Source organism: Reichenbachiella faecimaris, assembly GCF_900176375.1.
Classification (GTDB): domain Bacteria; phylum Bacteroidota; class Bacteroidia; order Cytophagales; family Cyclobacteriaceae; genus Reichenbachiella; species Reichenbachiella faecimaris.
The window spans coordinates 368,074-383,197 of sequence record NZ_FWYF01000004.1 but is presented as its reverse complement, the minus strand read 5'-3'; the positions used below and the strand labels follow the sequence as shown (position 1 = coordinate 383,197).

The 15,124-nt window shown below is 43.1% G+C and carries 10 protein-coding genes; 3 read left to right on the top strand and 7 right to left on the bottom strand.

The window, feature by feature from the left end; translation table 11 throughout:
• Nucleotides 1–38: 38 nt before the first annotated feature.
• From rraA to B9A58_RS18250, 3 genes are read right to left on the bottom strand one after another with little or no spacing between them, the layout of a single operon-like run.
• Nucleotides 39–518, bottom strand: a complete 480-nt coding sequence (gene rraA, locus B9A58_RS18260; protein WP_084374313.1) for a ribonuclease E activity regulator RraA — start codon at nt 516–518, stop codon at nt 39–41.
• Nucleotides 511–2,796 (bottom strand): isocitrate lyase/phosphoenolpyruvate mutase family protein, encoded by a 2,286-nt coding sequence (locus B9A58_RS18255; protein ID WP_084374312.1) that lies wholly within the window; start codon nt 2,794–2,796, stop codon nt 511–513. Before B9A58_RS18255 ends, rraA begins: the two co-directional genes overlap by 8 nt.
• Before the next feature lie 4 nt (nt 2,797–2,800).
• Complete coding sequence (locus tag B9A58_RS18250; RefSeq protein ID WP_084374311.1) at nt 2,801–4,699, bottom strand: aldolase/citrate lyase/malate synthase family protein; 1,899 nt, start codon at nt 4,697–4,699, stop codon at nt 2,801–2,803.
• Nucleotides 4,700–4,812: 113 nt separating this feature from the next.
• Between B9A58_RS18250 and B9A58_RS18245 the strand changes: the two genes are divergently transcribed.
• Entirely contained in the window at nt 4,813–6,279 is a 1,467-nt protein-coding gene (locus B9A58_RS18245) for a helix-turn-helix domain-containing protein (RefSeq protein WP_084374310.1), read from the top strand.
• A 64-nt stretch (nt 6,280–6,343) separates the two neighbouring features.
• Here the strand turns inward: B9A58_RS18245 and B9A58_RS18240 are convergent, their stop codons facing one another.
• Nucleotides 6,344–8,527: a xanthine dehydrogenase family protein molybdopterin-binding subunit gene (locus tag B9A58_RS18240; RefSeq protein WP_084374309.1), complete on the bottom strand. Its 2,184-nt coding sequence runs from the start codon at nt 8,525–8,527 to the stop codon at nt 6,344–6,346.
• Nucleotides 8,528–8,560: 33 nt separating this feature from the next.
• Nucleotides 8,561–9,019, bottom strand: coding sequence for a (2Fe-2S)-binding protein (locus B9A58_RS18235; protein WP_084374308.1), 459 nt, complete (start codon nt 9,017–9,019; stop codon nt 8,561–8,563).
• A 230-nt stretch (nt 9,020–9,249) separates the two neighbouring features.
• Between B9A58_RS18235 and B9A58_RS18230 the strand changes: the two genes are divergently transcribed.
• Nucleotides 9,250–9,585 (top strand): PadR family transcriptional regulator, encoded by a 336-nt coding sequence (locus B9A58_RS18230; protein WP_084374307.1) that lies wholly within the window; start codon nt 9,250–9,252, stop codon nt 9,583–9,585.
• Complete coding sequence (locus B9A58_RS18225) at nt 9,573–12,173, top strand: ABC transporter permease (protein WP_084374306.1); 2,601 nt, start codon at nt 9,573–9,575, stop codon at nt 12,171–12,173. The genes B9A58_RS18230 and B9A58_RS18225 overlap by 13 nt, the downstream gene beginning before the upstream one ends.
• 46 nt (nt 12,174–12,219) lie before the next feature.
• On the opposite strand, the gene B9A58_RS18220 is transcribed toward B9A58_RS18225, so the two are convergent.
• Entirely contained in the window at nt 12,220–12,630 is a 411-nt protein-coding gene (locus B9A58_RS18220; RefSeq protein WP_084374305.1) for a response regulator, read from the bottom strand.
• 4 nt (nt 12,631–12,634) lie between these two features.
• Nucleotides 12,635–14,833 carry an ATP-binding protein gene (locus B9A58_RS18215; RefSeq protein ID WP_084374304.1) on the bottom strand — a complete coding sequence of 733 codons (2,199 nt, stop codon included), beginning with the start codon at nt 14,831–14,833 and terminating at the stop codon, nt 12,635–12,637.
• Nucleotides 14,834–15,124: the final 291 nt, after the last annotated feature.

Below are 15,124 nucleotides of genomic sequence, written 5' to 3'. Positions count from 1 at the left end.
GAGCTCGCTACTATGGTGGCTGAGCCACTGAAATGAAGTTAGTAGGAGTGTGGCGAAACCAAAACCCCATCCTCATCCGCATACACATAATACCCAGGCACAAACAGGGTAGAGCCAAACTTTACCGAAATATCAATCTCCCCCTGATCTTTCTTGATGCTTTTTACTGGACTGGTGTTGAGGGCTTTGATACCTATGGGCAAGGTATTGATCACGGCAGAGTCTCGGATGCAACCATAGATGATAAGGCCTTCCCATTCGTTTTGGATGGCGAGTTCGGCGAGTTGATCCCCGACCAATGCGCAGCGGAAGCTGCCACCGCCGTCTACTATGAGTACTTTGCCTTTGCCAGGGGTTGCTAGTTGCTTGCGAACCAGACTGTTGTCTTCGTAGAGTTTGAGTGTGGTGATTTCGCCTTGGAAACTGGTTTTCGCTCCATAAGAACGAAAAATGGGATCCACACAGTGCATGTCTGCACCGTGCTGATCCCATAAATCTGCGGTAGCGACCTTAAGCATCTACCAATTGGGTTTGTTGTTCTTTATGAATGAGTCTAGAGATGCGACCTTCGATATTTACATAGGCCCGAACTTCATCCGTAGCGATATCCGCTACGATAATCTGCCCGATCTCATCAGTAAATGCCGCATAAAGCTCCATTTTGAGCATCGCTTCACACTGTTTGGCGTTGTCTTCCGTAGGTGTGAGATAATGCACGGTATCACACTGGTATCTGTTGATGATGAACAAATGCATCAATGTCATCAGGCGCTTTTGCCTCAGATCATCCCTAAACATATTCTGATCTCTGATAGAAAGAATCTGACGTTTGTTTCTGTCTGTCACAGAAGTAAAGACCATGTTAGCCGCTTTTTCCTCGCCAATCATCAAGGCCAGCTCCATCACTGTAGACCCAGGTTTGTGAGGCTTTAATTTTACTTGGATCTTGTCCTTGATTTTGTAAAATTCAGACCATTCTGTAATCCATTGATCCAGCAGCGTAGTCGGCAATTCCGTTTGCTTCAAGTGCTGAAACTGTGTCGAGCCTTTGCCCATGGCTTTGGTGGTTGCCGTTCTGCCAGAACTCGCTGCTAAGGCACTGTCCAATCTAGGGCCACCTACATGCGACTGTGGTGTTTTGTACGGCGAGTCGAGCAGTCTCAGCTTTCGCTGAACTCTGGCTAGCGCCAGCATGCCTTCCGTCTGCAATGAATTTGCAAATTCATCTGAGGCCAATCCGTCAATCTGGTGGCCACCATAAGTAATGAAGTTGAATACAAAACCTATCTTGCCTAGCTCCTCTGGAAACTTAGACATTTCCTCTTCAGTCATGCCAGTAGTATCCCAGTTGAATGATGGCGACAGATTGTAGGCCAACATCTTGTCTGGATACAGCTCATGAATCGCTTCTGCAAATTTTTTGGCGTCCTCCAAGTCTGCAGTTTTTGTTTCCATCCATAGTATGTCTGCATAGGGAGCCACGGCCAATGATTTTGCAATCGCAAACGGAATGCCACCCTTAGCCTGATAGTACCCTTCTGGTGTACGGGCCAAGTCACAGTCCCATTTTACATGAGCACCTAGTTCTTCTGCTTTTTTGCGTGCCTGACTCAAAGAAGCCGCGGATGCAAACTGTAGCCATTCCTGGTGACACATTTCGAATTCTTCACCTTCTTTTCTACACTCTTCGAGGTAATTGGCTACTGCACATCTGAAGGTGGTTACCCCTGCGTCAGCTTCCCAGAATTTCACAAATTCGGCTGAGATTTGATCATAGGCAGGTTCGAATTTACTCGCATCATCACTGATCAAATCTTCCTTCAGTTCCTTGATTTTTGGAGCAAAGGGAGCATTCAGCACCCACTGACGAGCCGCCTCTTGATCCTCTTTCCCAACCTGATACAACTCATGGCCTTTGATTTGGGTGGCACCTAGTTCGCTCAAACATTGCTGCAAAGCCAGGAAAGCATTCTTGTAAGAGGGAACTTCCAGATTCGTGGCACCCAAAACAAATGGCTGATCTCTTTCATCTGAAATGTTTTCCAATAAAGAAGCGGCTTCCGCATCCGTTCTGGCTACAATGATGCCCGGTACGCCCATGATATCGAGCTGCAGTCTTGCCGTATTGATTCTTTTGATCTGCTCGTCACTGGATACCAAAACTTTACCGCCTTGATGACCACATTTTTTGGTGCCTGGCTTCTGATCTTCAATGTGGTAGCCGGTAACACCTGCTTCTACAAATCTTCGAATCAAATTTCTAACATGGGCGTCGCCACCATGCCCGGTATCTGCATCCGCAATAATGAATGGGCGGAAGTCGAACGCTTGAGAAGTTTGTCTTTGTTCCTCAGACATTTTCATACGTTGAAAATGTTGGTTGCGGTCGGCAGCCATGAGTGCGCGCACGATACCTGCCGCCTCGTTGGGCACTTGGCTCAATGGATAGCTGGCTAAATCAGCCCCTGGGTCTTCGTCCGCAGACCCTTTGGCAGAAGTAGCCCAGCCACCGAGGTAGATGCCTTCTATGCCCGCTCTTTTCATCATCACGGCCTGACTTGGCGTGTATGGACCAAAAGTTGTGATTTGCTTTTTCTCGTTGTGCAATTCGCGTAAGCGCTTGAAAAACGCCTCAGCAGATTTTTGAGCCACAGTATAGCTGGTCGGAATCGTGCCTTGCTGCTCGACGACCTGTCTTGGAGAATACAATCTTTTGATGCCCTTGAACCTGGGCTCGTTGAAGTAAGCCTCCATTGTGGCTGTTCTGTCTTTGATGAGTTGTGCCTCGTTTTTCATAGTATTATGCGTTTATATGTGTATTGGGTTGTAAATCAAGATTTTCAGTGATGCGCTGACCCGTTGCAGTCAGCTGGTTATAATATCTGTCAATTCGCTCTTCTGCGACTTCCAATGATTCATTATTCAGGTTTAGGTTCAGTAAATCAATAAACCATGGCCCTTTGGTTTCAGAAGTGACGTAGGTTCGGACGATCTCTCGTGAAATAGGTAGCGTTGTCGTTTTCGAATCGTTGTGCACGTCTTTGTCTTCGGCGTCCAGCAGTTTTTGATATTCTTCGGTCAGCATCTGATCAAATATTTCCCTGGTGAATAAAGCGCCATTGTTGAGCGAAAGCTCGTCATCTCCCTCTGTGAGTCTGGCTCCCTTGTGTAGCCATTCCCAGAGTACGCTCAGTCGTATTTCTCCAGTCGCCATATCTTCCATGAGGTAGAGAATGTCGTCGTTGCCAAAAAAATCTGCTGGTTTCAAAGCTGCGGCTTGAAAACCTTGCAAAAAGGCATTGCCATACTGCAAGGCCACGCTCAGGAGGTTTCTCCCACCTCTGATAGTGAGTGGGGCATCCGCCAGAGTGATCAAGGCTTGCTGATCTTCTTTGGTGTATGTCAGTGATCCGAAGTCTCTTCCCAGTTGATTGGTTTCACCAGCTTCTTCCCAAACGGGACGAATGATATGTACCATCTTCCAGTGGGCGACCCATTTGCCAGAGGCTCCTGCGGCTTGCTCTCTTTTGGCTCCTGCCAATGCCTTTTCCATGCTGGCTTTTACACCTCCTTGAGAGCCAACAGGAATGTTTGGTTCCATGCCACCTTGCCATAGGCTGTAATTGCCATTTTGGTCAGGGGTATTCACAGCATTGCGCACACGATCTTCATAAGCACCCATATAGGCATAGGTCATGGTGATAGATTCAATGTTTGGATTGATAAAATCATCAATGCCACACATGGCATCTGCTACTGCATTGATGTAGTCCCATCGTCCTGTATTGAATCCGACAAAGTGGAGGCCTAATGCTGCTCGAATTTCGAGCAATTGATAAGTGGCTTCCAGCTGTTCAACCAAAACGTAACACTTGATGGTGCCTTTTTCCATACCTAAGTGCTGCTCAAGTGTAGAAAGCAGGGTGTTCCAAAAAGCAGCTTCGTGCGCAGTTTGAATTTTGGGTAGATACAATACAATAGAAGCACCTTTGGCTTGCAGTGCTTTGTGGTTGTTTACTACAAATAAGGTCAGGTCAGTAATGGATGCAGAGAAGGATTCTCCATTTTCCATGGTGATGTGTCTGTCGTCTAAGTGCAGACCGCGTGCACGAAAAATCAAAGTGGTAAAATCAAGTTGTTCCTTCCAATTTTTGATAATGGGTTTACCAAAAAAGCTTTGTGCCCATTTGTTCATCTCTTCAGAAACTTGTGAAGCAGCGTTCATGAATTTTTCATCACGATGAATCGCCAGTTTCAGATTGCGCTGATTATCGAGCGACATGGCTTGAATTTGGCCCAGGGCATCTTCTCCATCAAACATCCAACCATCGGCACCAGACAGCAGGGCATAGGCTACATTTCTGATACTTGATTCTAAAGTAGCATTGGGCTTGGCTGCAGGGCCTGTGCCCTGGATCCATTGACGTTGCAAATCTTTGGGAATCGCGCTGCATTCAAAGTCACCCAGTCGGATGTCAGCCACCCTTAAATGATCTGGACCTATGCAGGCATCTTCTGGTAAAAAATCCAATAAACTTTTATTGGCGATACGTTCAGCTCTTCGTTGATTTCTTTCCTCCATCAAAACCTTCTGCTTGGCATTGAGAGGAGCGAGTGCTTCTAGGGCTTGCAAAACCTCGTCAGTGTAGATATCCTGGTAGGTTAGGAGCCGTTCTGGTGTAATGTGTAGTTGTGACATAGTTGCGAATATTTCTTCAAATATATATAAATAATCTAAAAGCGGAAATTCCGCTAATTAATTTATTTCCTTTTTTTAATCTATTTTAGCTTCATCAAAGAATTGAAAGACAGATGATCAGTGATAATGACATTGTAAAACTTATCCTAGGCTTCAAAATCAAGCATTTGCGCTTGCAGCATAAGGTTTCCTATCAGGAGCTGTCAAAGCAGACAGGACTATCAGTTTCTTATTTGAATGACATAGAAAAGGGTAAAAAATATCCCAAGCCAGATAAAATCAGTGCGTTGGCGCAAGCTTTCCAATTGGATTATGATGAACTGGTCAGTACTAGGGCAGACAAAAAACTCCGTCCAGTCATTGAATTATTGAACTCAGGGTTCTTTAAATTTTTTCCACTGGATGAATTTGGGATCAGTCCTGATAAGCTGATTGATGTGTTTAGTAACTCGCCTGATCGAATCAGTGCTTTTATCAGTACGATTCTAAAAATGGTGCGAAGCTATCAGATAGAGAAGGAGCATTTCTATCGGATTGCACTTCGTTCGTATCAGGATATGCACGACAATTATTTTCCCGAATTGGAAGAGGCCGTTCAGTCCTTCAAAAAGGAAATGAAACTCAAGAATAAGGTGCCTTATGGATACGAGGTGCTTGCAGATATACTACGTCTGCAATATGATATTACTGTAGATCGGGTAAGTCTGGCCAAGAACAAGAAGTTGAGGAAGTTCAGATCGTATTATCAGTCAGAAAAGAAGGTTCTCTATATCAATGAAGGTTTGTCTGAAGCGCAGGAGACATTTATCCTTTCTAAGGAATTGGGTTTTCAATACTTAAAATCAGAAGAAAGATCTTTTGAAACACAATTGAATAAGGAGGCTTCATTTGAGAAATTGTTGAGCAATTTTAAGGCTTCCTATTTTGCCGCAGCACTGCTGATGGATGCAGATGAGCTGGTGAAGGATATTGAGTTGGTCGCGCGATCAACTGTCTGGAAGCCGAGTCTGATTGGCAAACTTTTGCAAAAGTATCAGGTGACTCCCGAAACGCTTCTACAGCGATTCACCAATCTATTGCCTCACCATTTCAATATTAGGGATTTGTTCTTTATTCGTTTGCAAAGTACGAATGACCTGATCAAATATGATATCACCAAAGAGCTTCACTTGTCTCAGTTGCACAACCCTTATCACACGGAACTGGATGAGCATCTATGTCATAGATGGGTCTCGATCAGTGCAATCAAAAATATCCGAAGCAAAAAGGCGGATTTTTTGATTGACGCGCAGGTTTCAGAATATTGGCAAACCAATAGTTCGTATTTCTGTATTTCTGTGGCCGAACCAGACAATTATAAAGGTGATGGTGCCAGCAGTATTACCCTTGGACTATTGATGACTGATGGTTTAAAAGGAGCTTTCAACTTTATCAAAGATCCAGATTTGAGAAAGAAAACGGTGCATACAACCTGTGAGAGATGCTCCATTACAGATTGTGATAATCGAGTGGCACCACCTACCTATACTGATAAACAGCAGATGGAGGAGGAGTTGGAGAGAGAATTGAAAACGCTGTAGTTTCGAGTGCTCATGGAAGTTGCTTCCATGCCAGTTGGGTCGAACTATTCAAAGAAATAACTGATTACCCCAAATTCTCTATGAAAGGCTGCTGCCTGATTCGCTTACCCGTAGCTGAATAGATGGCGTTCGCCAATGCCGCCGCAACAGGGGGGAGAGAAGGTTCACCTAGCCCTGTAGGGTCTATACCATTTTGCACAAAGAAAACCTCTATGGCTTTTGGTGCATCCTGATGACGGATCAATTTGTATTTATTGAAATTGGATTGGTCTGGTTTGCCTCCTGTGAAAGTCATGGCACTATACATGGCATGGCCGATCCCATCTATGATTCCGCCTTCAACCTGATTGATCGCGCCTTCTGGGTTCACTACAATACCACAGTCGATTGCACACCAAACCTTTTGGATGATAGGTAAATCATCGTCCATCTTGATGTCTACAATTTGTGCTACATAAGAATTGTGACAATAGTAGGCAGAGACACCTCTTGATATTCCAGGCAGATTAGTTCCCCATTTGGCTTTTTCCTTTACCAATTTCAATACGCCCGCATATCGCTCTGGATCATAGTCATTGTTTGACCCTACTGGGTTAGCAATAGCTCGATCAAATAACTCCAATCTGAAATCAATCGGATCTTTTCCTATGGTTTCCGCCACTTCATCTAAGAATGATTGTTCGGCGAAAGCGATAAAATTGGAGCGGGGGGCACGCCAAGCTCCAGTAGAGATGTTGGAGTTTAGTTCTTTGTTTTCGGCTAGATAATTATCGACCGCGCCAGCCGGAAAACGATTTTCGAACAGGGGAGCAGCATGTATGCCTGCCGCCCGGACTTTAAACCCCACCATTTCATTCTGATCATTGAGGGCAGCTTCATATTTGACCTGATAAGCAGGACGGTAGGTGCCTTGTGTCATGTCATCCTCACGGGTATATATGAGCTTGATGGGAGCATTCACTGTTTTGGAAATGACTGCCGCCTCTACCGCGAAGTTGCCATAAAGCCGTCTGCCAAAGCCGCCACCCATCCGAGTCATCATGATTGAAATTTTGTCTTCGGGCAATTCCAATACTCTGGATAAAGTCTTGCTGAGGTATTCGGGGGTTTGAATAGGGCCAACCAACTCAGCTGCATCTGCTGTCACGTCAGCAAAGAAGTTCATGGGTTCCATGGTATTGTGAGCAAGGAATGGAGCGCCATAGGTTTGTGTAATAACTTTAGCTGCAGTTTTGAATACTGTATCAGGATCGCCGTCTTTTCTTACATCTCCTTCTTCAGGCTTTTTGAGCAAGTCGGTCAGGCCTTTGGTGTGATCTGTCGTGTTTTCACCTTCAGTCACTTTTTCCCATTCTATTTTTAGTGCTTTCTTGGCGTTCATAACTTCCCAAGTGCTATTGCCTATTACAACGACTAACTTGGTAAATGCATTGACGTCCGACCATTCTCTTTCTATGCCATCTGGAAGGGTATTGATGGTAATGATGCCTTTGATGCCTGGCATCTTGCGTGCCTCTGTATCGTCCACTGATTTCACGGTCATACCAAAGGCAGGGGCATGAACCATCATGGCGATGAGCATGCCTTCTCGTTTGTAGTCTATTCCAAACAAAGACTCTCCTTTGATCAATTTAGGGCCATCTACATTTTTTGTAGGTGTGCCTATAATCTTAAAATCTTTCGGATCTTTCAGGTTTACTTCTTCCGGAATGTTTAGGGTAGCAGCTGTAGAAGCCACTTCTCCGTAGCCAGCTGATTTGCCAGAGTGATGCTTGATCACGCCCTCAGAAGTGGTCAATTCATCTACAGGTACATTCCATTGCTTGGCTGCTGCTTCTAAAAGCATTCTTCTTGCTGTTGCCCCTGCCATGCGTAGACTTTGCCAACCATGACGAATAGATTGGCTACCACCTGCTAATTGTCGTTCGTATTTTTTTGTATCTAATCCCGCTTGCTCTACCATCACATCTTTCCAATTCACATCCAACTCTTCTGCCACTAGCATGGGCATGGAAGTTTTCACATTTTGTCCTATCTCTGGGTTAGGAGATAGGATGGTCACGATGCCATTGTCACCTATTTTTAGAAAGGCATTCATATTGAACCATTCCTCGGGCATCTGTTTGATTTGCTCTGGAGTGGGGGTGCAGGAAGCCAACCAATTGAACCCAAGTACCAACCCACCACTGGCAGCAGAAGATACTTTCAAGAAGGAGCGTCTATTATATTTTGTTTTGATGAGCGTCATGATCTACGATTTTGTTGGATTGAATTGGGGAGATTAGCTTTCTTTAGCTGCTGTTTTAATGGCCGCTTTGATGCGAACATAAGTTCCGCAGCGACAAATGTTGCCATTCATGGCCTGCTCGATATCTTCATCACTTGGGTTTGCATTGCGAGTTATTAGTGATGCTGCATTCATGATTTGACCAGATTGGCAATAGCCACATTGGGCCACGTCATGCTCTATCCATGCTTTCTGCACAGGATGATCCCCTTCTGAAGACAACCCTTCTATTGTGGTGATCGAGCGATCACCAATACTCGAAATAGGAAGCAAACAAGACCTGATGGCTACTCCGTCCAGATGAATGGTGCATGCGCCGCATTGTCCAATGCCACATCCGAACTTCGTGCCGACTAAATTGACGTGATCTCTGAGTACCCAGAGAATAGGTGTGTTAGGTGCAACATCAACATGATGTGTTTGATTGTTGATGGTTAGTTTGTATTGAGCCATAGTATGTGAATTTACCCGATTTAATGGTGGAAATCAAACGCACTAATTAGGAGCTAACATTTGCATGATTAACGGAACTTATTTCTTAATGTCATGCGTGGCTAATGAACTACCAATTGGGCCTGGTAAACGGCATAAATGAAACAATTTTGTTATAATACTTACAAAAGTGAATAATAAATTTGTTTTTGAATTTATAATACTTACAATTGTGAATAAAATAATATGCAATGGGTAATTATAAGTTGGGAAGTCTGGAAGAATTGGTGATTTTGATTGTAGCCATGCGATATGATTCGGCCTACTCGGTAGGGATAGCTGAGGAGTACGAAAAGCAAACAGGCAAAAGCATCAATATCAGTGCGATACATACCGTTTTGTATCGACTGGAAGAAAAAGGATTCTTGGAGTCCAAGCTTGGAGAGGCCTCTGGGCTTCGTGGTGGCAAACGTAAGCGACTCTTTTACATCACACCTGTAGGGAAAAAAGCCATTGACGAACAGCAAACGCTTCGTGAGCAATTGAGAAAACAAATTCCTGAAATCGCCTTTCAATGGAACCGCTAGACCCAGACTATCAACCGCCCAAATGGGCCTACCGAATCTTCAAATGGTATTGTCGATCGGATCGGTTCGAAGAACTCTCAGGTGACCTTGAGGAGGTGTATCAAATCCGCCGAGAGAATGGCAGTAAGTGGCGAGCCAATGTACAGTATTGCTGGAATGTGCTCCGCTGTTGTAAATCATACGCACGAAAAACAGATTATAAAATGGATACTTCAGGCGCATTAATCAAATCATTCTTCAAGTTATCGTTACGCCACATCGCCAAAAACAAGGGCTACGTGGCACTCAATGTTTTTGGGTTGGGTTTTGCCCTAGCCTTCTGTATTGTGTCCTACATGATTTATGGATTCAATCGTGAATTCGATAGTGTGTACACTGGAGAGAACATCTATCGCGTGCATGCCATGCGACCAGGAGTAGAGGGATTGGACAGATGGGAAATGTCTTCTTTGGCGCTAGAAGAAGTACTGGTCAATGATCACTCTGGTGTGAAACATGCAGTAAGCTATTTGGCTGCCAACATAAGTATCGGAAAGGGCAAATACTACATTCCTTCGGCATTGTCTTTTGCTTCGCCTAGTTTTTTGAAAGTATTTGACTTGCCGCTCAAGTATGGATCTAAAGAGAATTTTGATCTCCATGGAATCTATTTGACGGAGGCTTATGCTGCCAAACTTTTCGGCGATGAAATGCCAGTGGGTAAGCGATTGTCAGTCTACTACTACGGCCGAAAATTCCCAGATGTTCATGTATTGGGCGTATTTGAAAAAATCCCTAACAATTCCAGTTTTGCTTTCGAAGGCCTACTCAATATTGAAACTTTACTTACCTATTTTGAATTGGATCGATCTGATTGGGAAATGCATAGTTTCCAATTTGGACAATATGTGCAGTTGACTAGTAGTGATCAAAAAGTGCCTGTTGAGGACTTCATGGAGCAATATCTTGCTCCGCATAATGAAGCCAATCCCAACAAAAAAATTGAAAGATTCGAATTAACTCCTTTGCACAATCCGATTGCAGAGACTACTATTTCTTATGGTAACATGCCTGTGGAAACGAATGAGTTTCTGATTTTCTGTACCATGGCCGTTTTGATCTTGATTGTAGCTTGCTTTAATCTGGCCAATACAAACGTGGCACTCATCTCTAGCCGAGTGAAAGAAATTGGTGTACGCAAAACGATAGGCTCTTCGAGTCGGATGATCTTCGTTCAGTTCATTTTCGAGACATTGATCATCATGATTTTAGCCTTTGTGTTTTCGCTCAGTTTGATCAATATCATTAGCGAAGAATTCTTGAGTATCAGAAATCAGCAGTTTTTACTCACTGATTTGGATATGACAGGCGTGCTTACTTTTGTTTTCCTTTTTATGCTGGCGGTCACAATAATTACGGGGCTGGTACCTGCGCTGTATGCACACAAGTTCAAGCCCGTGACCATTTTAAATCACAGACTGACAGCCAAGGGTTTCGGACTGACTCACTATGTACTGGCGATTTTTCAGTATAGTTTGTCCATTGCTATTCTACTAGCAGGACTCACTTTTATGCAGAATGCTGATTTTCTAAAGGAGCAGGATTATGGATATGATACAGAAAACCTGATGATTATCCGCGTAAAAGATGGTAATGAATACGCACAGTTGAAAACCGCTTTGGATGAAAAACTATTCACCAAAGAAACTTTTGGGTCTTATCACTATCTGGTCGGCTACAGTCATGAGGCCAATATTAAAATAGATGAATTGGCCACAGAAGTGAACAACTACAAAGTCGCAGGTGCTTTTCTGAATAAAATGGGCGTCACTTTTGCAGAAGGAAGAGACTTTCGAGAGAGCAGCCAGCAGGATATTTCTGACCACGTGATCGTCAATCAATATTTTGCTGAGCAATATTTTGTAGGGGGAGAAGCACTGAACAAGAAAATCACTGTGGATGGAGAGGATAAGACCGTGATCGGTGTGATCAATAACTTCAGAGATGATGAGTTATACAGTGATTATGAGCCCACACTCTTGATTTTCACTGCCGTGCCAGAGATCGAAAAAGATCATTTCTTCCTTCGCACGAATGGGGAACCTCATCACGAGGTATATGCTCAGGTGGAAGAGGTGTGGGCGGAGTTGTTCGAAAGGCCCATGGTCTATCACTGGCAGCATGATTATGCTTACAGTAGTATGATTGAGGGTTCGGAGCAATTGGCGAATATTTTCATGTGGCTTTCTATCATTGCTTTTGTGCTCAGTATAGTTAGTATCATGGCCATGGCTTCCTTGCATGTCAATCGTCGAACCAAAGAAATCTGTATTAGAAAAGTGCTAGGAGCCAATGCCAGTCAAATCCTTTCATTTGTGAATCGACCATTTATCAAAATTCTTGGAGCAGCTTTTATGTTGGGAATTTTGATGGGCTATTTTCTACCAGACGCGATCTTGTCAACCATCTATTTGAATTACATTGAAATCTCCTGGATTCAGAGTGTACTGATCGGATTAGGCATTGTGTCCTTTGCGCTTTTCGTAGTCTATATTACCGTGATGCGACCCGTGAGAGCCAATCCAACGGAAGGGCTGAGGTCGGAGTAGGGTTGAAAGACTTGAAACCATGTTTTGCAGCAGTTAGGTCTTGCACTTACGAAGCCATTTCTAATCGGTTTACAATTTCAAAAAGCTCAGTTGGTTTGATAGGCTTTACAATATAATCTGAAATTTCATTGTAAGTTTTTGCCTTATCCAAATCGATGGGATCCAATGAGGAGGAGACCATATAAATGGCAATTTTCTTGCTCACACTAGGTTTGATTTTGATATACTCCTCTATGAACTGAAAACCATCCATGATGGGCATATTGATATCCAGAAGGATGACGTCAGGGAGTTGTGTGTGATTGGACAGATTGGCTGTCATGAAGCCCAGCGCCTCTTCGCCATCCGAAAATTCCAATATTTCTCTTGCTAATTTTTTGATCATTAAAGTACTGGTGACGGTGAATTTATAAATTTCATCGTCGTCGATAATGCAGATTTTGTATGGTTTGTTCATGGGATTAAAATTTTACTGTAAAGGTTGATCCTTGGTTCACTTTGCTATTGGCGGAGATCGTTCCGTTCATAGATTCTACTTGTGTTTTTGTAATGTATAGGCCTACTCCCTTGGCTTCAGGATTTCTATGAAATGTTTTGTTCAGGCCAAATAATTTTTGATTGTGCTTTTCTAAGTCTATACCCAGACCATTGTCATGAACTTCCAAGCTGATTTTTCCATCCTCCACGCGAGTAATTAGCGAAATCTCAGGCTTTCTTTCTGGTGACCTATATTTAATTGCATTGGTCAGCAGGTTCATCATGATACTTTCAAGATAAAGTTTGTTGTAAGATACTTTGGGTGCTTGGGAAAAATCACAAGATATTTTGGCGTCCGTATGTAAGACTTCATCTACGAGCATGTCTTTGGTTTTATTGAATATTTCCTCGAAAGAGATGGTTTCTATACGCTGATTAAGATCTTCTTTGATTTTGATAGACTCTACGAGCACTTCCAAAGTATCTGTCAGGTGACCAATCACTTTTTCGAAATGCCCGAAAATATTAGACTTCTCTTCTTCTCCCTCTGACATATTATAAAGGTTGAGCAGTGAGCTTAAGTTGCTGATAGGTGATCGTAGATTGTGAGAAGCAATGTGGGCAAAGCTGGCCAATTGTTGATTTTGAAAAGTTAATCTTTCTGATAATTCTTTCAGATCATTTTTTGCGGCTAGCAGTTTAGATTGTTGTTCTACCATATCTGAGATGTCTGTGGCTATGCCTATGTAACCGCAAATTTCCTGGTTTTCATCTTTCAAGGCAGTGACGACTAATTGGACCTGGATTTTCGAGCCATTTTTTCTTACATAGGTCCAATTTCTGGATTCGAAAGTGTCTTGCTTAGCATGCTCTACAAAAACATCGAAGCCTTCTATTTCTCTACCAAATTCCTCTGATAGCTGTAGTCCTCTTTCTATTACTTCTTCTTCTAGGTGAAAGATGGCTGGGGTTTGAATACCCACTATCTCAGTCGCAGTATATTTTAGTAAATCTTCTGCTCCTTTATTGAAATTCGTAATAATGCCATTCAGATCAGTAGTGATGATGGAAGTAGGGCCAGCATTTAATATGGCACTCATTTCTGCATTAGTAGCATGTAGTGCTTTTTGTGATGCTTTGATGGCGCTGATATCTTGAAATACGCCATAAAGTCTTGTGCATTGATTATTTTCAAACTCGGCTTTTCCTATCGCTCTGGCCCAGACGTTATTGCCCTTGGCTGTGACCAATTCAAGCTCCAGGTCATAGGGGGTTCCTTTTTCCATGGCTTCCTCCACTGCCTTTTCTATGGCCGTTCTGCTTGCCCCTTCTTTGAAGAAGTTGATGGCTGTGGACAATTCTGGCGTATAATCTTCTGGGACTTCATGGATTTCTCGGGTTACTTTACTCCAGCTGATGATTCCTTTGACGTTGTCAACTTCCCATGTACCAATTCGGGCTACTTCATTGGTCTTGCTGAGAATTTCTTCGACTTTTCTTTTTTCTTCATCCTTAGCAATAACTTTTGCCTTTGATTCCTTGAGCTCGAGTATCAGTGCTGATAGATCTTTGTTTTCTTTGAATAAAGGAAAAACCAAGAAAATAAACTCCAACATCAAAATGACTATGGCAATCCCTGCTAGTTTCATTTCTACAGCCCTGAGATCGTCTATTCTTGAAACCGCAATTTTTTCACTTTCGTCTACTATGAATTCCATGTGGATAAGGAATTCCTCTGCTTTTAGGTTGAGCGAGTCAGATACTACCCGTCTGGACAACAGATCATTAGCTTGTTGCAAGCGTTGAACCAATTGTATTATAGACTGGTAAGAAGGTGTTGTTTTGCTATAGAGAGAATTCAGCGCAGGGACGTGTAGTTTGCTTTCCTGCTGGTTTAAGTTTGTGTGATTGGACTTAAATTCGGTAAGTAGTTCATTGAGGTATTGTGAAACTTTTTGATCCTGTGTATCAAAAAGTTTGTCTGTGCGTGCCATGAGTAGTCCTAGCTTGGCTATTTGCTGACTCAATATGCGTTGTTTACCAGAAGTATTGATAATCTCAGCATCAGCAGCCTGCAAACTAATCCTTTGATGCACGATTATCTGACCAACAATCAAGATCAATAGTACTGTAGCTATTATGATAAGAAAACGCGCTTGAGTAGATTTCAATAAAGTTGCCATATAAATATATTATGTCTATCTGATGCTACATAATTAATAAAGAGGCGTGGGTTTTATGAGATGTTTAGTTTAACTGACGGTTTTACTCGGTGAGTGAGTAGTTATCCCCGTTGGGGAATTAGAGACAACAATACTCTATGGCCAATCCTGCTTTCTGAGTCCAGCTAAGAAGTTACATTTGTGCCACATACCCGGAAGCAATTGTCTAATGGGAGATTGAGAACGGGGTTGGTATGAATCGCACGGAACTAAGTTCCGCACGAGTTTGAGAAGTAGCTACCGAGCTTGGGG